The organism is Kribbella pittospori (genome assembly GCF_004331465.1).
Classification (GTDB): domain Bacteria; phylum Actinomycetota; class Actinomycetes; order Propionibacteriales; family Kribbellaceae; genus Kribbella; species Kribbella pittospori.
The window spans coordinates 890,325-915,916 of record NZ_SJKB01000001.1 but is presented as its reverse complement, the minus strand read 5'-3'; the positions used below and the strand labels follow the sequence as shown (position 1 = coordinate 915,916).

At 68.9% G+C, this 25,592-nt stretch carries 22 protein-coding genes; 3 read left to right on the top strand and 19 right to left on the bottom strand.

The genetic code is table 11. The annotated features are described in order from the left end of the window. Nucleotides 1-378: 378 nt before the first annotated feature. The gene (gene ileS, locus E0H73_RS04180) at nucleotides 379-3,531 is read left to right on the top strand and encodes an isoleucine--tRNA ligase (RefSeq protein ID WP_131351440.1); all 3,153 of its coding nucleotides are present in this window, start codon (nucleotides 379-381) and stop codon (nucleotides 3,529-3,531) included. Nucleotides 3,532-3,549: 18 nt separating this feature from the next. Here ileS and E0H73_RS04175 read toward each other — a convergent pair whose 3' ends face one another. Beyond that, entirely contained in the window at nucleotides 3,550-3,825 is a 276-nt protein-coding gene (locus E0H73_RS04175; RefSeq protein WP_131351437.1) for a hypothetical protein, read from the bottom strand. On the opposite strand from E0H73_RS04175, the gene E0H73_RS04170 reads away from it, so the two are divergent. Continuing rightward, entirely contained in the window at nucleotides 3,817-4,107 is a 291-nt protein-coding gene (locus E0H73_RS04170) for a hypothetical protein (RefSeq protein ID WP_131351434.1), read from the top strand. The two genes, E0H73_RS04175 and E0H73_RS04170, sit on opposite strands and share 9 nt — an antisense overlap. 95 nt (nucleotides 4,108-4,202) lie before the next feature. Here E0H73_RS04170 and E0H73_RS04165 read toward each other — a convergent pair whose 3' ends face one another. The 6 genes from E0H73_RS04165 to E0H73_RS04140 all read right to left on the bottom strand — a co-directional run bounded on the left by E0H73_RS04165 (nucleotide 4,203) and on the right by E0H73_RS04140 (nucleotide 8,637). Continuing rightward, complete coding sequence (locus tag E0H73_RS04165) at nucleotides 4,203-4,964, bottom strand: DivIVA domain-containing protein (protein WP_131351431.1); 762 nt, start codon at nucleotides 4,962-4,964, stop codon at nucleotides 4,203-4,205. A 248-nt stretch (nucleotides 4,965-5,212) separates the two neighbouring features. After that, nucleotides 5,213-5,518 carry a YggT family protein gene (locus E0H73_RS04160; RefSeq protein WP_131351428.1) on the bottom strand — a complete coding sequence of 102 codons (306 nt, stop codon included), beginning with the start codon at nucleotides 5,516-5,518 and terminating at the stop codon, nucleotides 5,213-5,215. A 38-nt stretch (nucleotides 5,519-5,556) separates the two neighbouring features. Continuing rightward, on the bottom strand, nucleotides 5,557-6,123 hold the full coding sequence (locus E0H73_RS04155; RefSeq protein WP_131351425.1) for a cell division protein SepF: 567 nt from the start codon (nucleotides 6,121-6,123) through the stop codon (nucleotides 5,557-5,559). Nucleotides 6,124-6,194: 71 nt separating this feature from the next. Continuing rightward, nucleotides 6,195-6,908: a YggS family pyridoxal phosphate-dependent enzyme gene (locus E0H73_RS04150; RefSeq protein ID WP_131351422.1), complete on the bottom strand. Its 714-nt coding sequence runs from the start codon at nucleotides 6,906-6,908 to the stop codon at nucleotides 6,195-6,197. Nucleotides 6,909-6,915: 7 nt separating this feature from the next. Continuing rightward, entirely contained in the window at nucleotides 6,916-7,647 is a 732-nt protein-coding gene (pgeF, locus tag E0H73_RS04145; protein ID WP_131351419.1) for a peptidoglycan editing factor PgeF, read from the bottom strand. 9 nt (nucleotides 7,648-7,656) lie between these two features. Next, on the bottom strand, nucleotides 7,657-8,637 hold the full coding sequence (locus E0H73_RS04140; protein WP_131351416.1) for a S41 family peptidase: 981 nt from the start codon (nucleotides 8,635-8,637) through the stop codon (nucleotides 7,657-7,659). Nucleotides 8,638-8,694: 57 nt separating this feature from the next. Between E0H73_RS04140 and E0H73_RS04135 the strand changes: the two genes are divergently transcribed. Then, nucleotides 8,695-9,198 carry an ArsR/SmtB family transcription factor gene (locus tag E0H73_RS04135; protein WP_202867191.1) on the top strand — a complete coding sequence of 168 codons (504 nt, stop codon included), beginning with the start codon at nucleotides 8,695-8,697 and terminating at the stop codon, nucleotides 9,196-9,198. A gap of 9 nt (nucleotides 9,199-9,207) precedes the next feature. On the opposite strand, the gene ftsZ is transcribed toward E0H73_RS04135, so the two are convergent. From ftsZ to rsmH, 12 genes are all read right to left on the bottom strand, one after another. Further along, nucleotides 9,208-10,776, bottom strand: coding sequence for a cell division protein FtsZ (gene ftsZ / locus E0H73_RS47025; protein WP_131351413.1), 1,569 nt, complete (start codon nucleotides 10,774-10,776; stop codon nucleotides 9,208-9,210). A 161-nt stretch (nucleotides 10,777-10,937) separates the two neighbouring features. Then, nucleotides 10,938-11,678 carry a cell division protein FtsQ/DivIB gene (locus E0H73_RS04125; protein WP_131351410.1) on the bottom strand — a complete coding sequence of 247 codons (741 nt, stop codon included), beginning with the start codon at nucleotides 11,676-11,678 and terminating at the stop codon, nucleotides 10,938-10,940. An 18-nt stretch (nucleotides 11,679-11,696) separates the two neighbouring features. Then, nucleotides 11,697-13,157 (bottom strand): UDP-N-acetylmuramate--L-alanine ligase, encoded by a 1,461-nt coding sequence (gene murC, locus E0H73_RS04120; protein ID WP_131351407.1) that lies wholly within the window; start codon nucleotides 13,155-13,157, stop codon nucleotides 11,697-11,699. Beyond that, nucleotides 13,154-14,242 carry an undecaprenyldiphospho-muramoylpentapeptide beta-N-acetylglucosaminyltransferase gene (gene murG / locus E0H73_RS04115; protein WP_131351404.1) on the bottom strand — a complete coding sequence of 363 codons (1,089 nt, stop codon included), beginning with the start codon at nucleotides 14,240-14,242 and terminating at the stop codon, nucleotides 13,154-13,156. The genes murC and murG overlap by 4 nt, the downstream gene beginning before the upstream one ends. A 28-nt stretch (nucleotides 14,243-14,270) precedes the next feature. Next, on the bottom strand, nucleotides 14,271-15,509 hold the full coding sequence (ftsW, locus tag E0H73_RS04110) for a putative lipid II flippase FtsW (RefSeq protein WP_131351401.1): 1,239 nt from the start codon (nucleotides 15,507-15,509) through the stop codon (nucleotides 14,271-14,273). 180 nt (nucleotides 15,510-15,689) lie between these two features. After that, the gene (gene murD / locus E0H73_RS04100; protein ID WP_131351398.1) at nucleotides 15,690-17,129 is read right to left on the bottom strand and encodes a UDP-N-acetylmuramoyl-L-alanine--D-glutamate ligase; all 1,440 of its coding nucleotides are present in this window, start codon (nucleotides 17,127-17,129) and stop codon (nucleotides 15,690-15,692) included. Continuing rightward, a complete protein-coding gene (gene mraY / locus E0H73_RS04095; RefSeq protein WP_131351395.1) occupies nucleotides 17,126-18,202 on the bottom strand; it encodes a phospho-N-acetylmuramoyl-pentapeptide-transferase in 1,077 nt (358 codons plus the stop codon). The genes murD and mraY overlap by 4 nt, the downstream gene beginning before the upstream one ends. Next, nucleotides 18,199-19,710: a UDP-N-acetylmuramoyl-tripeptide--D-alanyl-D-alanine ligase gene (locus tag E0H73_RS04090; RefSeq protein WP_131351392.1), complete on the bottom strand. Its 1,512-nt coding sequence runs from the start codon at nucleotides 19,708-19,710 to the stop codon at nucleotides 18,199-18,201. The genes mraY and E0H73_RS04090 overlap by 4 nt, the downstream gene beginning before the upstream one ends. After that, nucleotides 19,707-21,230: a UDP-N-acetylmuramoyl-L-alanyl-D-glutamate--2,6-diaminopimelate ligase gene (locus E0H73_RS04085; protein WP_131351389.1), complete on the bottom strand. Its 1,524-nt coding sequence runs from the start codon at nucleotides 21,228-21,230 to the stop codon at nucleotides 19,707-19,709. The genes E0H73_RS04090 and E0H73_RS04085 overlap by 4 nt, the downstream gene beginning before the upstream one ends. A gap of 50 nt (nucleotides 21,231-21,280) precedes the next feature. Beyond that, a complete protein-coding gene (locus E0H73_RS04080) occupies nucleotides 21,281-23,566 on the bottom strand; it encodes a peptidoglycan D,D-transpeptidase FtsI family protein (RefSeq protein ID WP_202867190.1) in 2,286 nt (761 codons plus the stop codon). A gap of 4 nt (nucleotides 23,567-23,570) precedes the next feature. Then, nucleotides 23,571-24,260, bottom strand: a complete 690-nt coding sequence (gene ftsL / locus E0H73_RS04075; protein ID WP_238163793.1) for a cell division protein FtsL — start codon at nucleotides 24,258-24,260, stop codon at nucleotides 23,571-23,573. After that, nucleotides 24,260-25,225 carry a 16S rRNA (cytosine(1402)-N(4))-methyltransferase RsmH gene (gene rsmH, locus E0H73_RS04070; protein WP_131351386.1) on the bottom strand — a complete coding sequence of 322 codons (966 nt, stop codon included), beginning with the start codon at nucleotides 25,223-25,225 and terminating at the stop codon, nucleotides 24,260-24,262. Before rsmH ends, ftsL begins: the two co-directional genes overlap by 1 nt. Between the last annotated feature and the right edge of the window lie 367 nt (nucleotides 25,226-25,592).

Genomic DNA, 25,592 nt, shown 5'->3' with positions numbered 1-25,592 from the left:
GCGTCGGCCGGATGTCGCTCTCCTCCCCCTTGACGTCCTGCCACGGACCGGTCGCGATCCGGGAAGCACCCGGTCCGGCCCGCAGGAGAATTCTCATCCCTGAATTCTCGCCTGACCACTGATTAACGATTCGTAGTTGCCTGGTACTACGCCGTACACTGACAACCGCGATCCGCAAAGGCAGTGATGGGGCCATCACCCCGGAGCCGCCGGAAGAACGGTCCGCAAGGACCTATTAGAACCGGCCGCGGCGCGGGAAGGAAGTGGGTAGCTCCACCGGGAGTTACCAAGGAGGGTGGTACCGCGCGGTATCCGGCGACCAAAGCCTGGTACTTCGTCCCTCGTCAGCAAGTCACTGGCGACGAAGGACGACGAAAGATGGCGGCAGACACCCCGGGGACCCCGTGGCGGCAGGTCCCGGCACAAGTTGACTTCCCCGCGCTCGAGCGCGAGGTGCTCTCCCGGTGGGAGGAGCAGGATTCCTTCGCCAAGAGCCTCGAGCAATCCGCCGGCGGACAGCCGTGGACGTTCTTCGAGGGCCCGCCGACGGCGAACGGCATGCCCGGCACCCACCACATCGAGGCGCGCGTCTTCAAGGACGTGTTCCCGCGCTACCGGACCATGAAGGGCTTCTGGGTCGAGCGCAAGGCCGGGTGGGACTGCCACGGCCTCCCGGTCGAGGTCGCGGTGGAGAAGGAACTCGGTTTCACCGGCAAGAACGACATCGAGGCGTACGGCATCGCCGCGTTCAACGCCAAGTGCCGCGAGTCGGTCGTGCGGCACGTCGAAGCCTTCGAGGACATGACCCGGCGGATGGGCTACTGGGTGGACCTGGAGCACCCGTACTGGACCATGGACGCGCCGTACGTGCAGTCGGTCTGGTGGTCGCTGAAGCAGATCCACGACAAGGGCCTGCTGGTCGAGGACTACCGCATCACGCCGTACTGCCCACGCTGTGGCACCGGTCTGTCCGACCACGAGCTGGCCCAGGGCTACGAGACGGTCGTCGACCCCTCGGTCTACGTCCGCTTCCCGCTGACCTCCGGACCGCTGGCCGGTCAGGCGTCGCTGCTCGTCTGGACCACGACGCCTTGGACGCTCGTTTCAAACACTGCTGTCGCAGTTCACCCCGACGTCGAGTACGTCGTCGCGACCGACGGCACCGAGTCGCTCGTCGTGGCGGAGCCCCTGCTGGATCGGCTCGGTGAGGGCTGGACGGTCACCGGCCGGTACGTCGGTCGTGAGATGGAGCGCTGGACCTACCAGCGACCGTTCGAGCTGGTCGAGTTCCCCGAGCCGGCGCACTACGTCGTGCTCGCCGAGTACGTCACGACCGAAGACGGCACCGGTCTGGTGCACCAGTCCCCCGCGTTCGGTGCGGACGACCTCGCAGTCAGCCGCGTGTACGACCTGCCGATCGTGAACCCGGTCGACAGCAACGGCCACTTCGCCGCGGACGTGCCGCTGGTCGGCGGGCAGTTCTTCAAGAAGGCCGACGAGACCCTGGTCAAGGACCTCCAGGACCGCGGCCTGCTCTACAAGCACGTACCGTACGAGCACCCGTACCCGCACTGCTGGCGCTGCCACACCCCGGTCATGTACTACGCCCTCCCGTCCTGGTACATCCGCACCACCCAGGTGAAGGACGCGCTGCTCCGGGAGAACGAGAAGACCAACTGGTACCCGGACTCGGTCAAGTGGGGCCGGTACGGCGACTGGCTGCGCAACAACATCGACTGGGCCGTCTCCCGGTCCCGCTACTGGGGTACGCCGCTGCCGATCTGGCGCTGCGCCGACGACCACCAGGTGTGCGTCGGCTCGCTGGCCGAGCTCGGCGACCTGGCCGGCCGGGACCTGAGCGAGACCGATCCGCACCGGCCGTACGTCGACGACATCACCTTCGCCTGCCCGACCTGCGGCGCGGAGTCCCGCCGGGTGCCCGAGGTGATCGACGCCTGGTACGACTCGGGCTCGATGCCGTTCGCGCAGTGGGGCTACCCGTGGGCCGAGGGCTCGAAGGAGAAGTTCGAGCAGACCTACCCGGCCGACTTCATCTCCGAGGCGATCGACCAGACCCGCGGCTGGTTCTACACGCTGATGGCGATCGGCACGCTGGTCTTCGACGAGTCGCCGTACCGCGATGTCGTCTGCCTCGGCCACATCATGGCCGAGGACGGCCGGAAGATGTCCAAGCACCTGGGCAACATCCTCGAGCCGATCCCGCTGATGGACGACCACGGCGCGGACGCGGTGCGCTGGTTCATGGCCGCGTCCGGGTCGCCGTGGAAGGCCCGTGGCATCGGGCCGAACGTGCTGAACGAGATCGTCCGGAAGGTGCTGCTCACCTACTGGAACACCGTCGCCTTCCACGCCCTGTACGCACGGCTGGCCGACTGGTCTCCGACGGACGCGCCGCCGGTCGCCGAGCGATCGGTGCTCGACCGCTGGCTGGTCGGCGAGACACACCGGCTGGTCCGCGACGCCGACGAGGCGTACGCCGTCTACGACACGCAGAAGCTGGGCACCGCGATCGGCGGCTTCGTCGACGTGCTCTCGAACTGGTACGTCCGGCGATCGCGTCGCCGGTTCTGGGCCGGTGACCGCGGCGCGCTGGCGACACTGCACGAGACACTTGAAACGCTGACCCGGGTGATGGCGCCGCTGACGCCGTTCGTCACCGAGTGGGTCTGGCAGGACGTGTTCCGCCCGGTCACGCCCGATCTGCCGGAGTCGGTGCACCTGGCGACGTTCCCGGCGTACGACGAGAGCCTCATCGACGACGCCCTCGCGCAGCATGTGTCGATGGCGCGTCGCGTGGTCGAGCTCGGCCGGTCGGCGCGGGCGGAGGCGAAGGTGCGCACGCGCCAGCCGCTGTCCCGGGCACTGGTCGGATCGGCCGCGATCGCTGACCTGTCGCCCCAGTTGCTGCGGGAGATCGCCGACGAGCTCAACGTGGGTTCGGTCGAACCGCTCTCCTCGGCCGGCGCGGACCTGGTCGAGTTCTCCGCCAAGGGCAACTTCCGCGAGCTCGGCAAGCGATTCGCCAAGCAGACCCCGGTGGTCGCCGCCGCGATCGCCGCGGCCGACGCCGCCGCCCTGGCCGCCGCACTGAAGGAGTCGGGCACGGCGACCGTCGTGGTGGACGGCGAGGACGTCGAGGTCGGCGAGTCCGAGGTACTGCTGTCGGAGCGGCCGCGCGAAGGTTGGTCCGTGGTGAACGAGCAGGGCGAAACCGTTGCCCTCGACCTCGAGGTCACCCCGGAGCTCAAGCAGGCCGGTCTGGCCCGCGAGGTCATCAGGACCCTGCAGGAGGCCCGGAAGAACGCCGGCCTCGAGGTCTCGGACCGGATCAAGGTCTGGCTCACCTCGACCGACACCGAACTGACCGATGCCCTCGGCAAGCACGGCGATGAGATCGCCCGCGAGGTCCTGGCAGTCGAGGTGGCCTACACCGCCCCGACCGAGTCGGCGGATGTTGCCACCGGCACCGAAGAGGAACTGCAACTGACCTACTGGCTGGCCAAGGCCTGAGCTGAGACAAGGTCTGAGCTAGCGGGGTGGACGGACGGCGCGGGCCCGGATCGACGGGCTCGCGCCGAGCTGTTTGATCGTGTCGACCAGCAGCAGGCGCGCGGCCTCGACCCGTTCGTCCCGAAGCTTGACGAAGTTCTGACTCCAGCGCCGCCCGATGGCTTCCCGCTGCTCGGCCAGTGTGCTGATCGTCACCGGGCCGGCGACCAGATGCTGGAACACCACGCCGTCGGCGAAGCGGATGAGCTGACCGGGTGGATCGTCACACGGGCGACGCCGGTGAAGGTGCGACATCTTGCCTACAGCCCGTATCTGAGCTGCAGCTGCTGGGAGCCCGGTCATGAGGTCGCGGTCGCGGACTGCCGCGGGGAGTGGATCGCCGATGTGGCGACCCGGCAACGAGTCTGGGAGTTGTACCGGGGCGAGCCGGCACCGCTCGGCTACGACTTCTGGAGTGTGTTCCCCGACGGCCCGGCCGGGGAATCGCCCTCGCTGCTACGGCTGACGCCGTACCGGCTACGGCTCACTGACGTCGAGACGCTCAGTGGCCGGAAGGATCCGCTGGCCTGGCCCTGACACCCTGTCACCACGAAGGGACGGTGCGTCAGAAGTGGCCAGACATGCCGAAGAGGCGGTGCTGCCGGAAAGCACCGCCTCTTCGCGAGGTTTCTTTAGACGCCGTGACCGTGAGCCTGGGCGCGGGCCTCCGGGCGGAAGCCGTTGCGCGGGCTCAGCGTGTCGTCGCCGTTCCCGAGCGCCTTGAGCTGCTCGGTGAAGTACGTCTTCAGCCGGCTGCGGTACTCGCGCTCGTAGGCGTGCAGGTCGTCGATCGTGCGCTCGAGCTGGCCCTTCTGCTTCTCCAGGGTCCCCAGCATCTGGGCGCGGCGCTCGGCGATCTCGCCGTCCAGCTTCTCGGCGCGGGCACGGGCCTCGCCGGTCATCCGGTCGGCCTTGCCACGCGCCTCGTTCTCCAGCCGCTCGGCCTTGGCGCGGGCCTCGCCGATGATCTTGTCGGCGGTGTCCTTCGCCTCCTGGACCAGGTCGTCGGAGTGCTTGGTCGCCATTTCCAGCAGCCGCACGGCGGAGCTGGACGCGTCTCCGACAGTGCCTGCTGCCGCAGCAGCCCCCGCGGCCGCTACAGCGGGCACCACGGGTGGCTTCTCCTCCGGCTTCTCGACCACGACCGGGGGCTTGGGCTGCTGCACGACGGGCGGCAGCGCAGCGGTCTGGTCGACGACCGGCCGCTCCTGTCCCGCGCCCGCGCGCTGAGCCGCCGCGAGCTTGGCCCGCAGCTCCTCGTTCTCGGCGAGAAGTCGCTCGAGCTCGGCCTCCACCTCGTCGAGGAAGGAGTCGACCTCTGTGACGTCGTAGCCCTCCCGTAGTCGGACGGGCGTGAATTGCTTCGAGCGGACGTCATCCGGCGTCAGCGGCATCTTTCACCTCGTTTGTCTGTGTCTTGGCGGAGTCCCCGTGGCCTTCACCTCGGCGACTCAGTAGATCACGTTATCGCTTCGTTGTGTTCTGACGGAATCCGGGCGGGCGATAACGCTCCCACTGCCCCCGCGGAGCGGCTCGACAACTCAGCCGTTTCGTCGAGACTCTACCTACCCAGTCCCCGGCGTCCTCACCCTCCGGCCCGGCAGAACCTCCGCCGGTTCCCTGTCCGCCCCGATCCGCTGGGTCACAGCGATCCGAGTGCGGTCGAGTTGATCGACATCGCCACGGAGACGATCACGAACAGCATCAGCATGGACAGGTCGATCCGGATTCCGCCGGCCCCGATCGGGGGCAGGATCCGCCGCAGCGGCCGCAGGAACGGATCGGTGACGGAGTAAATCAGTTCGAAGAACAGCAGCAGGGGGCCTTTCGGGTGCCACTGCGGCGCGAACATGACGATCAGACTGAGTACGAACCGCGCCACCAGCACCAGGAAGAAGGCGAGCAGCACCCAGTACAGAACACTGAGGACGAGCGCTAGAGCAACCATGTCGTCAATGAGTGTAGAAGACCGGCGAAGGGTTCGGGTCAGCTCTGGTTGTAGAACCCGTCCGCGGCGATCTTCTCCTTCTCCTCGGCGGCCACTGTCACGTTCGGCGGGCAGACCAGGAACACCTTGGTGGTGATCCGCTCGATCGAACCACGGCAGCAGAAGATCAGCCCGGCGGCGAAATCGACCAGCCGCTTGGCGTCCGCGTGGTCCATCTCGGTCAGGTTCATGATGACGGGCGTGCCGTCGCGGAAGTGCTCACCGATGACTCGCGCCTCGTTGTAGCTGCGCGGGTGCACGGTGGTGATGCGGGCCAACTCGGTAACCTCCGGGGACGGTGCTACACCACGTCGATCTGGAAACTTGCTCACCGTTGCGCCCTGCTCCTCGCGACCCGAGTGCGACTGCGACTCGGTGCGGGACTCACGGGCTTCGCGGCTCTCCCGGCCGGCGGGCACCGGCTCGGGCTCGTGGGACTCCCCGTCGACGGCTTCGTCGTCGTACTCTTCGTAGTCGTCGTACTCGTCGTCGTAGCGAGCGTTGTAGCGCTCCCCGTCCTCGACCAAGCCGAGGTACACACCCATCTTGCGCAGTGCGCCGCTCATGGCCCTCCAGCCCCTCGATCCCGGTTCGACGACAACGGTGAGCAGGAAGCAAAACCTGCTCGATGTCGACACTAACCGAGTGGAGGACGCGTACCGAGTAAGGCGCGCCCGAGCCGGACGTGTGTCGCGCCGCGCCTGATCGCGGCCTCCAGATCACCCGTCATCCCGGCCGAGATCCAGTCCGCACCGGGGTGTTCGGAGCGTAGCCGCGACGCTACTTCTTGCAGCCCGGCGAACGCTTCGTCCGGGTCCGATCCGAGCGGCGCAACCGCCATCACGCCACCCAACTCCAGCCCGTCCGCCGCCGCGACCTCAGCGGCCAGTTCCGGTACGGCGTCCGGCTCGACGCCACCGCGCTCGGCCCCGGTCGCGGCCTCACTCGATCCGTACGACGCCAGGCTCACCTGGAGCAGGCAGCGAAGGGTCTTCTCCTCGGCGACAGCGGCCTTCGACAGCGCGACCACCAGTGACGATCGGTCCACGGAGTGCACGATCGACGCGTTCCGCGCGACCGAACGGGCCTTCTTCGACTGCAGTTGCCCGACGAAGTGCCAGGTCAGATCCGGGCACTCCGGTGCCTTCGCCTTGAGCTCCTGCTCGCGGTTCTCCCCCACGTCCCGGATCCCGAGGGTTCCCAGCGCCCGTACGTCGCTGACTGGGAAGGTTTTGGTGATCGCGACGAGGGTGACCTCGTCCGGAGACCTCCCGGCCGCCTGACAGGCCTTCTCGATCCGTTCCCGGACCTGCTGCAGGTTGCCCTGTAGTTCCTGGGCGCGTGTCCTCATGCTGTTGTCACTTCACAGCCAGCTTGACCAGACCGGCCAGGCGTCCGCTGACCTTGCCTTCGCGCCGGTACGAGTACAGGTTCTCCGACTCGATCGTGCACGCGGTCGCGTCGATCACCTCGACCCCGAGCTCGGCGAGCTGCGACTTCACTCCGGCCGCCACGTCGACGGCCGGCGTACCCCAACTGGTCTCGGAGTACGACGCCGGCACCCGCTCCGCGATCTCGGCCCGCATCTGCGCGGGCACCTCGTAGCACTTCCCACACGCATGCGGCCCGAGTACGGCGGTGATGTTCCGGGCACCGAGGTCACGCATCGCCTCGACGGTCGCCGGTACGACGCCGACGTACATCCCCGGGCGTCCGGAGTGGGCGGCACCGATCACGTGTTGCTCGGAATCGGCCAGCAAGACCGGAAGGCAGTCGGCGGCACGGACGGCCAGCACCACATCGGACCTGGTCGTCACGATCGCGTCCGCGATAGGTGTCGGGTCGGCCGGCAACTCGTCGCCCGGCCGGACCACATGAACGTCGCGCCCGTGGACCTGGCTGACCCGGACGACTGCCTCCGGCTCAACGCCGAAGGCTGCCGCGATCCGGCGGAAGTTCTCCGCGATCAGCTCCGGATCCTCACCCGATCCGCCGAGGTTCAGTTCGCCGTACGGCGCCGTGCTCACACCGCCGAAGCGGTCGGTGACGGCGAAGCGGGCGGAACCGAGAACCTCGTCGTAACTGAACACGCCAGAAGATTACCCAGCCACAACCGCGGCACCCAGTACCGCCCGCGCTTCGTCGGTCACACTTCGGCGGTCCGGATCGGACGACAGCGTCAGGACGTGTTCGAGCGCACGCCGGTAGGCGACAGTGAACGCGTCGGCTGCCGGTACCTCGATATCCGGAGCGACGCCCGTACCCTCCCAGTTGGTGCCGGAGATCGGGTTCATCGCCCGCTGCACCGGGACCGTCGCCTCCAGGTGCGAGTGCAGCTTGAATCCGCGACGGGGGTGCGCACCGCCCCGCGTACGTTCGCCGACGATCACCGCCCGGCCGAGCTGCTGCAGGTCGTAGGACAGCTCCTCGCCACCCGAGAACGTCGACGCACTGGTCAGTACCCAGATCGGCTTGGTAGCGCCGAAGCGAGGCGCGCCGACAGACGGCGTGGTCCAGTACTGCCGCACCGTGCCGTCGGACGGGGTGACCAGGTCGTTGAGATGCACGGGCTCCGGTCCGAACAGATGGCCGCAGACCAGGGCGACCTGCTCCGGTGATCCACCGACGCAGCGCCGTAGGTCGATCAGCAAGGCGTCGGTGGTCGCGACCATCGAGAGTGCCGCGGTCATCGCGGCGCCGGCGTGTGCCGGGTCGTAGAGCAGCGGCCGGAGCTCGAGCAGGCCGATGTTGCCGTCCAGCCGCTCGATCCGTCCGACACCGCCGGCGTCGAGCTCGGCCCGCCGCAGCCAGTACGCCTCCTCGGCCGCCGGGTCCTCCTCGTCAGGAACCTCGCCGGGGTGGAACATCAGGCGCAGATGCAGGTCGTTGTTGCCCAGCTGCAGATCGGCGGTCACGACTTCGGACAACCGCTCGGGTGTGCCGAGTTCGTCGTACCGGCCGGACTCGGCGGCGCCGATCAGGCGCGCTGCGACCTCGGCGCCGACCTCGGGGAACACATAATGCTCGGCCACGACGGCCGCCAGGGCACGGAGGACGGCTTGGATCTCCTCAGGATTCATGGCCAGGAGTGAAGCATGCGGATTGACAAAGCGTCAAGAACTATTGACGCTTAATCCATGACGGAGATGGCCGATCTTTTCGTGGTGTCCAGCGCCGAGCACTTCAAGGCGCTCGGGCATCCACTACGACAACGGTTGCTGTTCGCGCTCGGCCAGGAGGCGGCGACGATCAGCCAACTGGCGACCATGCTCGGGACGGCGAAGGGGAACGTGGCCCATCATCTCGGCGTACTACGGGATGCGGGCATGGTGCAGCCCGCCGGGACCCGGCAGGTGCGGGGTGGGACCGAGCAGTACTACCAGCGCGCGGCCCGGAAGTTCGACTTCGTCGGCGAAGGCGCGCGGGCGAACAACACGGTCACACTGCAGGCAGTCGGAGCCGAGTTGCTCACCGCTGACGACGACCCGATGGTCATCCTCCGCAACATCCGGCTGACGCGCGAGCAAGTCGCCGAACTGTCCGATCACCTCAGGCAGATCGTCGACGGACTCACTGACGCCGGCCCGGGCGAGTCGCGGTACGGCGTCCTCGTATCGGTCTACCGACCCCGGCAGGTCTGACCTCGCGAGCTACTTGAGGAAGTCCGGGATGTCGAGGTCCTCTTCCGGCTCCGGCTTCCGCACCGGGCGGGCCGGAGCGGGCTGCGAGGAGGTCGAACCGGACGACGAACCGCCGGCCGGCGAGTTGCTCGGACCGTTGGTCGGCCACGAGTGCGGCGAGGTCGGAGTGGCCGGCGTGTGCGGCGCGGGCTGCGACGGCACGGTGCGAACCGGGTCGCCGGACTGCGAGCGCGCCGAGTTCGTCGTACCCGCTCCTGGACGGCCCTCGGTCGGGGCCGGAACCGGGACGGTGTCGTCGGTGGGAGCCGGCGGAGTCGTGGCCTGGCCGGCCGGGGTGCCCGCGGCTGCACCAGCGTTCTGCCCCGCGGTGCCCTGCCCGGACCCGGCCTGCCCCGGCGTGCCCTGTCCCGTCGAGCCCTGACCCGCGGCCGGCTGACCGGCTGCGGACTGGCCGGCGCCGGGCTGCCCTGCCGGCGGCTGCCCCGGCTGCCCGGTCGGAGGCTGACCAGCCTGCTGACCGCTCTGGGCCGGCGGGTTCGTCGTCCCGGACATCGGCGCCGAGTACGTCTCGGTGGCCGGACGGGTGGTCTGCGGGCGAGCCGAGTTCATCGCCTGCTCGCGGCGCTTCGGCATCCCGCCGTCGAACCCGGCCGCGATCACGGTGACCCGCACCTCGTCGCCGAGCGCGTCGTCGATGACCGCACCGAAGATGATGTTCGCGTCCGTGTGCGCGGACTCCGAGACCAGTTGGGCCGCCTCGTTGATCTCGAACAGGCCCAGGTCGGAGCCGCCGGCGATCGACAGCAGTACGCCGTGCGCGCCCTCGATACTTGCCTCGAGCAACGGCGAGGAGATGGCCGCCTCGGCCGCCGCGACCGCGCGGTCCTCGCCGCGGGACGAGCCGATGCCCATCAACGCGGATCCGGCGTTCGACATGACCGCCTTGACGTCGGCGAAGTCCACGTTGATCAGACCGGGGGTGGTGATCAGGTCGGTGATGCCGGAAACACCCTGCAGCAGCACCTGGTCGGCCTGCTTGAACGCGTCCAGCACGGACACGGCGCGGTCGGAGATCGTCAGCAGCCGGTCGTTCGGGATCACGATCAGCGTGTCGACCTCCTCGCGGAGGGTGCTGATGCCGTCCTCGGCCTGGGTCGCGCGGCGCTTGCCCTCGAACGAGAACGGCCGGGTCACCACACCGATGGTCAGAGCGCCGAGCGATCGGGCGATCCGGGCCACGACGGGAGCGCCGCCGGTGCCGGTGCCGCCGCCCTCGCCGGCGGTGACGAAGACCATGTCGGCGCCCTTGAGCGCCTCCTCGATCTCCTCCGCGTGGTCCTCGGCGGCCTTCTGCCCGATGGCCGGGTTCGCGCCGGCGCCGAGGCCCCGGGTCTCCTCCCGGCCGATGTCGAGCTTGACGTCCGCGTCGCTCATCAGCAACGCCTGCGCGTCGGTGTTGATGGCGATGAACTCAACGCCCTTCAGACCGTGCTCGATCATCCGGTTGACGGCGTTCACGCCGCCTCCGCCGATGCCGACGACCTTGATGAGTGCCAGGTAGTTCTGCGGTGCCGCCACGTCCGCGCCTCTCGCCTCGTTCGTTTCCCGTTGTCCAGCGAAAAGACTGAACCTCAACTGAATGCTTAGAGTTATGTCAACTTTAGATTACGACGCACGCTACGGGACGCTTCCGGCCAAAGTCCACGCGCCTCGCCGCACGTGCCCCGGGATGTGATCCGTCATCGCTTTTCCCCTTTGGTGACAGGGAGATCGGGCGCCGAGACGTCGTACACCTTCGCCTTGCGCTTCATCAGCACGCTGAGTACTTCCGCCTTGCGCTCGCTGTCATCGGAACTGCCCCAGACCACCTTCACCCCGGACGACAGGTTGAGGGTGATCGAGTCCGGCGACGCGGCCGAGATCGACTCGACCTGGGTGCGCAACGCGTCCGGAAGCGCGGCCGAAACCGTCACCACCGAGTGCACCGTCACGTCCCGCCGGGCGCCGGTCACCTTGGCCTCCGGCAGCCCGGCCGGCCGGTCCGGCACGGTCTTGAACGTCGTACCGGTCGCGTCGACCAACTCGTACCGCGACCCGTCGGTGACGACCACCACCGGGACCCGTTCCGTGACGACGATCACGACCTTGTTCGGCCAGGCGCGGGTCACCTGCGCGTCTGCCACCGCCGGAATGGTCCGGACCCGGTCTGCGATCGACCGCAGATCGACCTTCGCCAATGGCGTCCCGACCGGCGCCTCGGCGACGTTCTGGATCGTTGCTACCGGCACCGTGTCCGCGCCGCTCACCCGGACGCCATCGACTGCGAAGGCGGACGAGTAGTAGAACAACCAGACGACCACAGCGGCCACGACGACCAGTGCGCCGCCGATGGCCCACGGCAGCCAACTCCGCCACCGCACGAGCCGTTGCCGGCGCGCGAACCGCTGCTGTGCCCGAGCCAGATCAGCGCTCTGGCTCATTCAACGAACCCCACGCAATTACTCCACCACAGGAGCGAGGGCGTCGGCCGCAGACTCGCGGGCGGCGGCGCGTTCGGCCAGCAGACCAACGACTTCCGGCCCGATCAGGGTCACGTCGCCGGCGCCCAGCGTCACCACCAGGTCGCCCGGCTCGGCGAGATCGGCGACCAGCTGAGGTACCGCGGACCACGACGGCTCGAAACGGACCTGCTCCGGCTTCAGCGGCACGTGGTTCGCGATCAGGGCACCGGTGACACCGGGCTCCGGGTCCTCACGGGCGGCGAAGACGTCCATCACGACGACCTCGTCGGCCAGCGCGAGCGCCTCTGAGAACTCGGTGGCGAAGATCCTGGTCCGGCTGAACAGGTGCGGCTGGAAGCACGCGACCACGCGGCCCTCCCCCGCGACCTGCCGGGCCGCGGTCAGGTCGACGGCCAGCTCGGTCGGGTGGTGAGCGTACGAGTCGAACACCCGCACGCCGTCCTCGAGACCTTTGAACTCGAACCGCCGCCCGGTGCCGGTGAACGACGCCAGCCCTTCAGCCAGGTCGGCCGCAGAGAACCTGAGGCTCAGCCCGACCGTCAGCGCGGCCGATGCGTTCAGCGCGTTGTGCTTGCCGGCCTGCTGCAACTGCACGATCGGCAGCTTCCGGCCGCGGTACACCGGCACGAACGACTGGGTGGCCCCGGTGGCCGTGATCTCGGTGACGCGCAGGTCCGCGTCCTCCGACTCGCCGTACGTGCGGACGTCGATCCCCTGCTCACGCGCGTACGCCGCCAACCGGCGCGCACCCGCGTCGTCGTGGCAGATCACCATGAAGCCGCCGGCCAGCACGCGACCGCAGAACTCCTCGAACGCCTTCCGGTAGCTGGCCTCGTCGCCGTAGTTGTCCAGGTGGTCCGGCTCGACCGAGGTGACGATCGACACCTCGGGCGTGTAGGTCAGGAACGACTTGTCCGACTCGTCCGCCTCGGCGACGAACAGGTCGCCGCTGCCGTCGTGAGCGTTTGAGCCCGATTCGTTCAGGTTGCCGCCGATCGCGTACGACGGATCCGCCCCGCAGTGCTGCAGCGCGACGGTCAGCATGGAGGTCGTGGTCGTCTTGCCGTGCGTACCGGCGATCGCCAGCGTCCGGCGGCCGACCATGACCGAGGCGAGTGCGGCGGCTCGCGGCAGGATCGGGATCCCGGCAGCCCGTGCCGCGACCACCTCGGGGTTGGTCTCGCGGATCGCGGTCGACACCACCACGGTGTCCACGGCCGCGACGTGTTCGGCGGCATGGCCGACCCAGCAGGTGGCACCGAGCGCGCGCAACGCGGCCAGCACCTTCCCGTCCTTGGCGTCGGAGCCGGACACCTCGATGCCGCGGGACGCCATGATCCGGGCGATCCCGGACATACCGGCGCCGCCGATACCGACGAAGTGCACTCTGCCCAGCTTCTCAGCGGGCAGCGTTGTGTCAGGAGCGGTGACGATCACGAAGCAGACCCCACCACATCCAGGATGATCCGCGCCAATCGATCGTCGGCATCCGTCCGGATCACGCCCGTCGCTGCTGTGGACATGGCTGTCAGACGCTCGCGGTCGTGCAGAAGTTGTGGCACGTTGGCGCGGACCCAGTCGGTCGTCATCTCCGCGTTGTCGATCAGCACACCTCCACCCACGTCCACCACCGGCTTCGCGTTCAATCGCTGCTCACCGTTACCGATCGGCAGCGGAACGTAGATGGCCGGCAGGCCGACACCGGACACCTCGGTGACCGTGTTCGCACCCGAGCGGCAGACGACCAGGTCGGCCGCGGCGTAGGCGAGATCCATCCGGTCGACGTAGTTCAGTACGACGTACGGGTAGCGACCGGTCTGCGGGACCTCGAGGGTGTTCTTCGGGCCGATCGCGTGCAGCACCTGGATCCCGGCTGCCTGCAGGTCCGCGGCGGCGCCGGAGACGGCCTGGTTGATCTGCTGGGCGCCCTGCGAACCACCGGTCACGAACAGCGTCGGCGCGTCCGGGTCCAGTCCGAAGAACTGACGAGCCTCGGCGCGCAGCGCGGCCCGGTCCAGTGTGGAGATCGCTCGCCGGATCGGCAGGCCGACGTACTCCGCGTGTGGCAGGTCGGAGCCGGGGAAGGACGTCTTCACGTGCTGCGTGCAGTAGCGGGCGGCGAACTTGTTCGCGATCCCTGGCACCGCATTGCCCTCGTGCACCACGATCGGCGTCTTCCGCCGCCACGCCGCGACGTACGCGGGGGTGGAGACGTAGCCGCCGAAGCCGACCAGGACGTCGGCCTTCGCCTCGTCCAGGATCCTCCGGGCGGCGCTGACCGAGGCGAGCATCTTCCCGGGGACGGCGAACAGGGCCGGCGTGGGCTTGCGCGGCAGCGGCACCGGCGGGATCAACTCCAGCCGGTAGCCGGCCTCGGGAATCACGCGGGTCTCCAGGCCACGCTCGGTGCCGAGGGCGAGGATCTCGACCGTCGGGTCGATGCGGCGCAAGGCGTCGGCGGTGGCGATCAGGGGTGAGGTGTGGCCGGCGGATCCTCCACCGGCCAGGACGATGCTGGGCACAGCTTTCAACGCTCCCGCGTGTTCTCGTTTAGGGCGTACGCCGCGAAGGCAGCCACCCGAACCGCGACCGCCTGGTCTCCTTCAAGGCGGCCTGCGCGCCGGGTTCGGCCTTCGCGAAGGACAGCAGCATGCCGATCGCGATCAGCGTCGGCAGCAGTGCGGAACCACCGTACGACAAAAGCGGGAGCGGAATCCCCACGATGGGTAGCAGTCCGATCACGGCACCCAGATTGACCAGGGTCTGCGCCATGATCCAGACCGTGATCCCGGCCGCCGCATAGCGGACGAACGGCTGGGTGTTCCGGGTCGCGATCCGCACCCCGGCGTAGGCCAGGGTGAGGAACAGGGCCAGCACGGTGAGCGACCCGAACAGGCCGAGTTCCTCACCGATCACGGAGAAGATGAAGTCGGTGTGCGCCTCCGGCAGGTTGCCCCACTTCTGCCGGCTGTTGCCGATGCCAACACCCCACCAGCCGCCGGTCGACAGCGCGTAGAACGAGTGGTACGCCTGCCAGCCGACACCGGACGGGTCGGTGAACGGATCCAGGAACGACGAGACCCGGTCCATCCGGTGCTTGGCGGTGATGACGAAGTACGACGCGATCGTGCCGACCACCGTGATGGTCGCGATGAACAACCGCGTCGGTGCTCCGACCACCCAGATCATGCCGATCATCACGGCCATCAGGACCAGCGCCGTACCGAGGTCGTGCTGGCCGACGACCAGTGCGATCACCAGACCGCAGACCGGCACCATCGGGACCAGCAGGTGCTTCCACTGGGTGAGCAGCTTCTCCTTGCGCGCGTACAGGTCCGCGCACCACATCACCAGCGCCAGCTTGGCGAACTCACTCGGCTGGATCTGCAGCGGTCCACCGAGGTTCAGCCAGTTCGTGTTGCCCTTCACACCGACGCCGAGGCCCGGCACGTAGGTCAGCACCAGCAGGAACACCGAGCCGAGCAGAGCGACGTACGCGAGCATGCGGAAGTGCCGCGGCGTCATCCGGGACGCGACGTACGCCATCGGCAGCCCGACGCCGACCCAGATCAGCTGGCGGACGAAGATCGTGTAGCTGTTCCCGTTCGCCCGCAGCGACAGCACGCTGGACGCCGACAGCACCATCAGCAGCCCGAGCACCAGCAGCAGGCCGGTCGCACCGAGCAGGATGTGGTACGACGTCAGCGGCCGGTCGAGCACCTCGCGGATGGCGGCCAGCCACGGCCGCTCGTCCTGGGCTTTCTTGGGCTGATCCGCGATCGACGTCACGCGATCACTCCCGGATCAGTTGTCGCCCAGGGGGTGTCTGATGGTCCTGCGCCGTTGCGAGCAGGTGCTCGGTGCGGTGCATCGGCGTGCTGGAGCGAAGGTCTCGATGCGGAGCATCGTGGCCTTTGCGCCAGTGCGGCGAGGTGCCGTGCCGAGTGCCGCGCAGTAGGCGCAGGACCATCAGACACCCCCTAACCGGTGCACGGCTTCGGCGAAGGCGTCCCCACGGGCTCCGTAGTTGGCGAACATGTCCCACGATGCGCAGCCGGGCGCGAGCAGCACGGTGTCACCCACCTGTGCCAGCTTCGCCGCCTCCCCCACCACGATCTGCATGGCTCCAGTGTCCGTTGCCTCGACAGTGATTACCGGGACATCCGGTGCGTGTCGGGCAAGTGCTTCGGCGATCACCTGCTTGTCCTGACCGAGCAGCACGACACCCCGCAGCCGGTCCCTTGCCGCGAGCACCAGTTCGTCGAACGTCGCACCCTTCGCCTGACCGCCGGCGATCCAGACCACGTGCTCGTACGCGAGCAGCGACGCCTGCGCGGCGTGCGGGTTGGTTGCCTTCGAGTCGTCGACATAGTTGACCCCGGCAACTTCCGCGACGTGCGCGATCCGATGCTTGTCCGGGGTGAACCCACGCAGTCCGTCCCGCACCGCCGTCGCCGGCACGCCGAACGCCCTGGCGAGGGCTGCGGCGGCCAGCGCATTCGCCACGTTGTGCGGTGCGGGCGGGGTGACGTCCGCGAGCTTCGCCAGCTCCAGCGCGGACGTCTCCCGCTGCTCCACGAATGCACGGTCGACGAGGAGATCCTCGACCAGGCCGACCATCGACAGTCCCGGCGTACCGAGGGTGAAACCGATCGCGCGGCAGCCCTCGATCACGTCGGCGTCGATCACCAACTGTTCGGTGACCGGGTCGGCGACGTTGTAGACGCACGCGATCTGACAGTTCTCGTAGATCCGGCCCTTGTCCTTCGCGTACGCCTCCATCGACCCGTGCCAGTCGACATGGTCCGGCGCGAGATTCAGTACGGCGGCCGAGTGCGCGGACATCGAGTGGGTGAAGTGCAACTGGTAGCTGGACAGCTCCACCGCGATCACGTCGTACGGCTCGGGATCCATCACGACCTCGAGCAGCGGCAGCCCGACGTTGCCTGCGGCAACGGCACGGTGGCCGGCCGCGGTCAGCATCGCGGTCAGCATCTGCACGGTCGTGGTCTTGCCGTTGGTCCCGGTGATGCACAGCCACGGCGCGGCGTTCGCCGGATCGCGCAGCCGCCAGGCCAGCTCGATCTCGCTCCAGATCGGCACCTCGCGCTCATCGGCCTGCGCGAGCAACGGCGCGTACGGCGGGATTCCGGGCGACGTCACCACGATGTCGACGTCCTTCGGGAGTTCCGCCGTACTGCCCGGGCCGAGGGTGATGGCGGCGCCGAGGGTCTCGAGGATCTGCGCCTTCTCGCGCAGTGCCTCGTTGTCCCGATCGTCCAGAACGGTGACGTGCTCGGCGCCGGCCTGCAGCAGCGAGTCCGCGCACGCGTAGCCCGCCGTACCGAAGCCGAGGACGACGAACCGGGTCGTCGCCCAGCCGTCGGAGGTGCGTGTTTCGAGACTCATCCGGCGACCCATTCCGCATAGAACAGCCCGAGACCGATGACGACGCACAGGCCCTGGATGATCCAGAACCGGATCACCACGTTGACCTGTTCCCACCCGAGCATCTCGAAGTGGTGGTGCAGCGGCGCCATTCGGAACAACCGTTTACCTCCGGTCAGCTTGAAGTAGCCGACCTGGAGGATCACCGAGGCGGTGACGATGACGAACAGCCCGCCGAGCAGCAGCACCAAGAGCTCAGTCCGAGTCATCACGGCGAAGCCGGCCAGCGCGCCGCCCAGCGACAGCGAGCCCGTGTCGCCCATGAAGATCTTCGCCGGCGACGCGTTCCACCACAGGAAGCCGAACAGTGCACCGGTCAGAGCGGCGGCCACCACGGCCAGGTCGTGTGGATCGCGGACCTCGTAGCACTTGGCGGTCGGGAACGACGCGCAACTCTGGTTGAACTGCCAGATGCAGATCAGGGTGTACGCACCGAACACCATCATCGACGCGCCGGTGGCCAGACCGTCCAGGCCGTCGACCAGGTTGACGCCGTTCGACATGCCGGCGATCAGCAGCAGGATCCAGATCACCACCAGGATCCCGGCCAGGTGCAGCCAGTTGATGTCGCGGATGAACGAGATGAACGGCGAGGCCGGACGCTGGCCGCGCTCGTCGGGGAACTGCAGCGCGAGGACGGCGAAGGCGACCGCGACCAGCGTCTGGCCGGCCAGTTTCGCCTTGCTGCGCAGGCCCAGGCTGCGCTGGCGGACGATCTTGATGAAGTCGTCCAGGAAGCCGACCGCGCCCATCCCGGCGAACAGGAACAGCACCAGGAGCGCCGAGGCGGTCGGCGCGCTCCCGTGGCCGCTGATCATCGTGAACAGCTTCGCCGCGAAGTACCCGACGATGGTGGCGACGATGAAGACGGTGCCGCCCATGGTCGGCGTACCGCGCTTGGTGTGGTGCGAGGTCGGGCCGTCGTCGCGGATCTCCTGGCCGTAGCCACGTCTGGACAGCAGGGTGATCGCCCAGCGGGTGCCGAGCAGCGTCAGCACCATCGACACGGCGCCGGCGAACAGGATCGAGATCACTGCGCGTCCTCCGCAGACTTGGACAGCTCATCGCGTCCGGGCACAGACTTGGACAGCTCATCGCGTCCGGGCACAGACTTGGACAGCTCATCGCGTCCGGGCACAGACTTGGACAGCTCATCGCGTCCGGGCAGGAGAGCATCGGCGAGGCTGCGCAACTTCGCCGCCTTCGAAGACTTGACCAGTACGACGTCACCCGGTCGCAGCTCGGTTCGCAGCAGCTCCAACGCCTCCGGGATGGTGTCGACGTACGCCGACTCGTTGCCCCAGGAGCCTTCGAGGGACGCACCGAGATGGATCGGTTTCGCCCCCGCACCGACCACGAGCAGCCGGTTCACGTCCAGCCGGACCACGAGCCGCCCGATCGCGTCGTGCTCCTCGGTCGAGGTGTCGCCCAGCTCGAGCATTTCGCCGAGCACCGCCCAGGTCCGCGCGCCGCGGGACCGTCCGATCGCGACGAGCGCCTTCAGTGCCGCCCGCGTCGAGTCCGGGTTGGCGTTGAAGGCGTCGTTGATGATCGTGACGCCGTCCGCCCGCTCGACCAGCTCCATCCGCGCCGCCGACACCCGGCCTGCCGAGTTCAGCCCGGCCACGACCTGTTCGGGGGTCAGGCCGAGCGCAGATGCGACGGCCGCCGCGGCCAGTGCGTTCGACACGTGATGCTCGCCGATGAGCTGCAGCTGGACTTCGCCGGCGAAGTCGCCGAGGTGAACGGTGAACGCGGGGCGTCCCTCGGCGTCGAGCTTGATGCCCTCCGCGCGGATGTCCGCCTCCGGCGCCTCGCCGAACGTCAGCACTCGCGCCTGCGTCCGGCTCCGCATCGCCGCGACCCGATGGTCGTCGGCATTGAGGATCGCCGTACCGCCGGGGACGACGGCCTCGATCACTTCGCCCTTGCCGAGCGCGATGTTGTCCTGGGAGCCGAACTCGCCGATGTGCGACGTCCCGACGTTCAGGACCAGTCCGACCCGCGGCGGCGTGATCCCGCACAGGTAGGTCAGATCGCCGATGTGCCGCGCGCCCATCTCTGCCACGAGGTACTTCGTACTCTCGGTCGCCTGCAGCGCGGTGAGCGGGTGACCGATCTCGTTGTTGAACGAGTTCTCCGGCGACACCGTCTCGCCGTACGGGCGGATCAGCTGCGCGATCAGGTCCTTCGTGCTGGTCTTGCCGGACGAGCCGGTCAGGGCGATCACGACGAGGTCGGGCAGCCGGCTGACCACCAGCCGGGCCAGGTCGCCGAGCGCCTTCTGCGTGTCAGCTACGACGATGCAGGGCGTACCGTCGATCGGCCTCGTTGTCAGCGATGCCGTGACGCCGGCCTCGGACGCCGTACCGACGAAGTCGTGCCCGTCGACCCGTTCACCGGGCAGGGCGACGAACAGCCCACCGGGAGCGGCGGCTCGCGAATCGATCACCACCGCGCCGTCGACGACGGCCGACGGGTCCACACCCACCAGCTCGCCGTGGACCGCCTCGGCGATCTCACCGCACCTGACTCCGATCACCGCTCAGCCTCCAGCAACTCACTTACGGTTTGGCGGTCGTCGAACGGGTGGATCACACCGCCGACGTCCTGGCCTGTCTCATGGCCCTTGCCCAGTACGACGACGGTGTCGCCCGGTCCGGCCAGCTCGATCGCGGTAGCGATGGCCCGCCGCCGGTCACCGATCTCGTGCAGGTCGACACCCGGAACCGCCTGCCGGGCGCCCTCGAGCGCGGCGGCCCGGATCGTCGCCGGGTCCTCGCTGCGCGGGTTGTCGTCGGTGACGATCACGACGTCGGAACCACGAGCGGCCGCGGCGCCCATCTGCGGGCGCTTGCCCGCGTCGCGGTCGCCGCCACAGCCCACGATGGCGAACAGCCGGCCCTTCGTCGCTCCGCGCGCCGCCCTCAGCGCGAGATCGACCGCGTCCGGCGTATGTGCGTAGTCCACGATCACCGCCAGGCCGTCCTCGCGGGTGAACGTCTCCATCCGCCCAGGCACGGTCGCGGTTCGCAGTCCGGCCGCGATCGCCTCGGCGGGCACGTCGATCTGCCGCAGCATCGCGGTCGCGAGCAGCGCGTTCGCCACGTTGAAGTCACCGGGCAGCGCGATCTCGACGGTCAGCGTCTCCCCCGGCCCCTGGATGTCGAGAACGGTCGTGCCGTGTTCGGACTGGTGCCGACTCGCGACGGTCCAGTCGGCCTCGCCGGTCGTGGACACAGTCACCAGCGGTACGACGGTCTGCGCGGCCAACCGGCGTCCGTACTCGTCGTCGATGGTCACCACCGCTACATCACACCGCTCCGGGGTGAACAGCGAGGCCTTCGCGGCGAAGTACTCCTCGAACGTGTTGTGGAAGTCCAGGTGGTCCTGCGTGAGATTGGTGAACCCGGCCACCGCGAAGCGCGCGCCGTCCACACGGCCCATCGCCAGTGCGTGGCTCGACACCTCCATCGAGCACCACGCGACCGCGTGCTCCCGCATGACCGCGAACAGCGCCTGCAGATCGGTCGCCTCCGGAGTGGTCCGGACGCTCTTCACCACCTCGTCGCCGATCCGCGTCTCGATCGTCCCGATCAACGCCGCCTGACCGAGCCGACGCAGTACGGCGTCCAGCAGGAAGCAGGTCGTGGTCTTGCCGTTCGTGCCGGTGATACCGATCAGCCGCAGCTCACTGGTCGGCTCGCCGTAGATCCGGGCGGCGACCGCGCCGAGCACGTCCCGCGGCTTGTCGACCACCAGAACCGGCAGACCGGTCGCGTTCGCCCGCTCCTCGCCGGTCGGATCGGTCAGTACGGCGACCGCCCCGGACTGCTGCGCCTTTGCCACGAAGGCCGCACCGTGCGTGATCGCACCCGGCAGAGCGGCGTACAAGTCACCAGGAAGAACGGAGCGCGAGTCGAGCGAGACACCGGTGACGTGGACGGTCGCTGCCGGGATCCGCGCGTGGGCGACCCTGGCGACCTCCGCGAGGTCGACCGGCACGATGTGCCGCGGCCTGATCGCTGCGACGGCGCCGCCTGCGGCGGAAGGGTTGGACACGGGCCCAGAGGCTACCGCTCCTGGCACTGTGACTCCTACCTGACCCTGCGTCACCAGGTGGTGGGAACGTCGGGCTGCTTCGCCCCCGTCGGCGGGACGACGTACTTCTGCAGCGCGTAGCTCATCACGTCTCGGAACACCGGTCCTCCCTGGAAACCACCACCCCGCGCACCCAGCGGGTCGTGCAGTACGACGTACGTCACGAACCGTGGGTTGTCGGCTGGGGCGAATCCGGCAAAAGAAGTCGCCCACTTGCGGTAGCAGCCGCAGGCCGAGTCGACTTCCTGGGCGGTTCCGGTCTTGCCGGCCACCAGGTAGCCGTCGATCGCCGCCTGCGGTGCGGTGCCCTTCTTCGCGGTCACCGCCTCCATCATCGTGGCGACCTCCTTGGCGGCCTTCTCGCTCACCACCCGGCGCGGAGGTGCGGTCTGGTTCGGCGTGGTGGTGCCGTTCGCGTCGACGTAGTTGCGGACCAGCTTCGGCGGAACGTAGACGCCGCCGTTGGCGACCGCGTTCACCGCGGCGGTCATCTGTACGGCGTTCGCCGACAGGCCCTGGCCGAACGCGACGTTCGACCGGGTCAGCTCACTCCACTCGTCACCGGGCGGCATCAGGCCCTTGCTCTCGCCCGGGTAGTTCAGCCCGGTCGGCGCGCCGAAGCCGAAGTCGTGCAGGTACTTCACGAACTGCGGGATCCGCATCTGCTGCGCGGCCATGATCGTGCCGACGTTCGACGACTTCGCGACCACGCCGGCGATGGTGAGGTTCAGCGTGCCGTGGTCCCAGTGGTCCTTGATCGTGCGTCGCTGCACCTCGATGCTGCCCGGCACCCGGAGCTTGGTGTTCAGGTCGATCAGGCCGGCATCGGCGAGAGCGGCCATCGTGACCACCTTCTGCACGCTGCCGGGCTCGTAGGTCCGCTCCAGCGCGGGGTTTTTCAACTGGCTCGGCGAGGTGACCTTCTTGTTCGGGTCGAAGCTCGGGTAGTTGGCCATCGCCATGATCTCGCCGGACTTCACGTCCATCGTGACCACGGTGCCGGCGCTGGCGTGGTACTGCTTCACGGTCTGCTCGATCCGCTTCTCCGCGAACCACTGCAGATCGGCGTCCAGCGTGAGCTGCACACCGACGCCGGGCTTCGGCTCCACGACCGTGTGGTTCGCGTTCGGGATCTTGTTGCCCTTGGTGTCGACCTCGTACATCGCCTTGCCGTCCTGACCGGACAGCTTGTCGTTCAAGCCGTACTCGAGCCCGGACAGCCCCTTGCCGTCGCCGCCGACCACGCCGACCACGTTCGCTGCGATGGTGCCGTTGGGGTGGCTGCGGACCGGGTCGTCCTCGGTGTAGAGGCCGGCCAGCAGCGGAGCCTTCTGATCCTGCGGCTTGGCCTTGTTCTGCTCGTTGATATCGGCGTTGCGCTGCTTCATCGCGGCCTGGATCTCGTTCCAGGTCTGCGGGGCGACCTGGCGGGCGAGACGGACGTACCGGCCCTTCCCGGTCATCGCGGTGACGAGCTTGTCGTACGTCGTACCGGACAGCTCGGGAGCCATGATCGCCGCGAGTTGCGTCGCGACCGGGCCGGTCTGGGACGGGTCGGCGATGATCGCCTCGGCGTCCTCGGACACCGAGAACGGGACGCCGTTGCGGTCGACGATCGCGCCGCGGGAGGCGTAGAGGGGGAACGGCTTGGTGTTCTCCTGGGTGGCGGCCTGGGCATAGCTGTCCGGGTCGACGCCCTGCAGCAGCACGAGCCGCCCGGCGAACAGCGACAGCACGAACGCCATCACCCCGAACGTCACCCGCAGCCGCAACGTCGGCCGCCCCAACTTCAACGTCCGAGGCGGCCGCTTCACCTTCCGCTTCTTGGGCCGAGGAGCCGGCCGATTCTGCGGAGGCCGCTTCTTCCCCGACCCCTTCTTCGCAGGAGCCTTCTTGGCGGGCCGCTTCCGCGGCTGACCGTCGGCGCCACGAGAAGGCGCCGGGCGCTGCCCGGCGCCCGCCGCCTTGCGCGGGCTCTCGGCTCGCGCCGCCTGCTTACGCGGCGCAGCCGCGCGCCCCGCGCCGTCCGCGCCGCCGCGGCTCCGCCCGGCCGCGCTACCGCTGCGCCCCGAGGGCTTCCGCTCCCCGCTCGGCGCGGGGCGGCGCGGAGCGCCGCCTTCCTGCTCTTCGCGGGCTTGGCGGAGGAGGCGGTCACGGGTGGATTCGGGACGCTGTGGGGTGGAGCGATTGCTGTCGGTGACGGACGGACGGCGAGGCTGGGCCTTGCGGGGCGTGCCGCCCCGGCCCGGCTCGGTGCCACGCCTGCGTGGCGGCTCGCTGCCCCGTCGGTCCGTCATCCGATCATCCCCCGGTGGTCGTGGTGCCCTGCGCCCCTGTCGTCGTACCGGTGCGCGGGGAGTTCGTGGTGGCGGGCGGCTTGTTGCCCGTCGCCGTTCCTGTCCGTGCGGTCGCCGTACCAGGCTTCACCGTGCCCGGCTTCACCGTCCCCGGCTTGACCGTCCCGGCGGGAGGCTTAACGGTGCCGGCCGGCGGCTTGGCCGTGACGACCGGAGGTTGAGGCGTGACGATCGGAGGCTTCGGCGTGACGGCCGGCTTCGGCGCCGCGCCGGGACCGAACATCGCCGCACCGGTCCCGGCCTTGCCTTCCTGCGGCACCCCGAGCACCCGCCCGTCCGACAGCCGCAGGAAGACCGGGTTCGGGTTCGGGACCATGCCCATCTTCAGCGCCCGGTCGGCCAGGTTCTGCGGCGACTCCAGCGTGCGGACCTGCTTCTCCAGCTGCTCCTGCTGATCCCGCAGCTGATCGGCCTGCTTGTTCAGCTCGGTGACGTGGAAGGTCCCGCTCTGCAGCTCGGTGTTGAGCAGCAGCAGACCGACCAGGCCGGCCGCCAGCAGCGACACCACGAAGATGACGAACGGCATCCGCGGCGGCCGGAACGGCGCACCGTAGACGACCCGCAGCTTCGGCTCCGACCGCTTGGCCGGCGCCGGCGTGACCCGTGCCTTGGACGGGCTGAAGACAGTACTCATCAGGCCACCAGCCCTTTCTCCCGGATTCGTTCGGCGGCTCGCACGCGAGCAGAGGCAGCCCGCGGGTTCGCCGCGACCTCCTCCTCGGTCGGCCGCTCGGCACCGCGGGTCAGCAATTTCAGGTACGGCTCGTGCCCCGCCGGAATGACCGGCAGGTCGTCAGGTACGTCGGACTTCGTGGCAGCCGCGAACGTCTGCTTGGTGATCCGGTCCTCCAGGGACTGGTAGCTCATCACCACGATTCGTCCGTGCAGCGCCAGCGCCGCGAGAGCAGCCGGCAGCGCGCTCCGGAGCGCCTCGAGCTCGCCGTTCACCTCGATCCGCAGCGCCTGGAACGTCCGCTTCGCCGGATGTCCGCCAGTACGACGGGCCGCCTGCGGGATCGCGTTCCGGACCAGCTCGGACAGTCGGGCACTGGTGGTGAACGGCTCGGTCTCGCGCTCCCGCACGATCCGGTCCGCGATCCGCCGGGCGAACTTCTCCTCGCCGTACTGGAACAGGATCCGGGACAGATCTGCCGCGCTGTAGGTGTTCACGATGTCGGCCGCGGTGATCGGGCCGGTGCTGTCCATCCGCATGTCCAGCGGCGCGTCCTGCGCGTAGGCGAACCCGCGGTCCGCCTCGTCCAGTTGCATCGACGAGACGCCCAGGTCGAACAGGATCCCGTCGATCGCCGGCACGCCGAGGTCCGCGAGCGCCCGCGGGAGTTGGTCGTACACCGCGTGCACGAGGGTGATCCGCTCCTCGTACGGCGCCAGCCGGTCACCGGCGAGGCGCAGCGCCTCGGGGTCGCGGTCGAAGCCGATCAGGCGGGCGTCGGGGAAGGTGCGCAGGAACGCCTCGGAATGACCACCGAGGCCGAGGGTCGCGTCGACGAGGACCGCGCCGGGGTGCGCGAGCGCCGGTGCCAGCAGCGCGACCACGCGCTCCAGCATCACCGGCACATGCCGCTCCGCAGCGTTCATCCTCGACCCTTCCCGTCGCCGCGGGAGCGACCCTGCCCCCGCAGGTTCTGTACTGCTGTGCTGCCCGTCGGGCCTGCCGTCCGGGAAGGCCTTCCGGTTGGTCGCCGCACCGAATGTCGCGGATCCGGTCCGGCGGTTCGCCGTCGTACCTCGTACCTGTCCTGCGGTGGGGCGGGGTGGAGGGTGGTGTCTGCTGTGGCGCGGTGCTTTCGAGTGACCCCTGATTGACACCGTCCGGTCAGATCGCGGGTACGCCTTCCGGGGAAGTACCTCGTCGGCTTGGCGCCGGGGAAGTGGCGCCAAGGGCTTGAGGTCGGAAGTCGGACCCGTGATCTCACCGGACGGTCGGTGTGTTCTCGGTCCTGCT

What these genes read in the sequence shown, in the direction of transcription:
- ileS (WP_131351440.1), top strand. Translation starts at nt 379, where the DNA reads ATGGCGGCAGACACCCCGGGGACCCCGTGGCGGCAGGTCCCGGCACAA.
- E0H73_RS04175 (WP_131351437.1), bottom strand. Translation starts at nt 3,825, where the DNA reads ATGTCGCACCTTCACCGGCGTCGCCCGTGTGACGATCCACCCGGTCAG.
- E0H73_RS04165 (WP_131351431.1), bottom strand. Translation starts at nt 4,964, where the DNA reads ATGCCGCTGACGCCGGATGACGTCCGCTCGAAGCAATTCACGCCCGTC.
- E0H73_RS04160 (WP_131351428.1), bottom strand. Translation starts at nt 5,518, where the DNA reads ATGGTTGCTCTAGCGCTCGTCCTCAGTGTTCTGTACTGGGTGCTGCTC.
- E0H73_RS04155 (WP_131351425.1), bottom strand. Translation starts at nt 6,123, where the DNA reads ATGAGCGGCGCACTGCGCAAGATGGGTGTGTACCTCGGCTTGGTCGAG.
- E0H73_RS04150 (WP_131351422.1), bottom strand. Translation starts at nt 6,908, where the DNA reads ATGAGGACACGCGCCCAGGAACTACAGGGCAACCTGCAGCAGGTCCGG.
- E0H73_RS04140 (WP_131351416.1), bottom strand. Translation starts at nt 8,637, where the DNA reads ATGAATCCTGAGGAGATCCAAGCCGTCCTCCGTGCCCTGGCGGCCGTC.
- E0H73_RS04135 (WP_202867191.1), top strand. Translation starts at nt 8,695, where the DNA reads ATGACGGAGATGGCCGATCTTTTCGTGGTGTCCAGCGCCGAGCACTTC.
- E0H73_RS04125 (WP_131351410.1), bottom strand. Translation starts at nt 11,678, where the DNA reads ATGAGCCAGAGCGCTGATCTGGCTCGGGCACAGCAGCGGTTCGCGCGC.
- murD (WP_131351398.1), bottom strand. Translation starts at nt 17,129, where the DNA reads ATGAGTCTCGAAACACGCACCTCCGACGGCTGGGCGACGACCCGGTTC.
- E0H73_RS04080 (WP_202867190.1), bottom strand. Translation starts at nt 23,566, where the DNA reads ATGACGGACCGACGGGGCAGCGAGCCGCCACGCAGGCGTGGCACCGAG.
- ftsL (WP_238163793.1), bottom strand. Translation starts at nt 24,260, where the DNA reads ATGAGTACTGTCTTCAGCCCGTCCAAGGCACGGGTCACGCCGGCGCCG.
- rsmH (WP_131351386.1), bottom strand. Translation starts at nt 25,225, where the DNA reads ATGAACGCTGCGGAGCGGCATGTGCCGGTGATGCTGGAGCGCGTGGTC.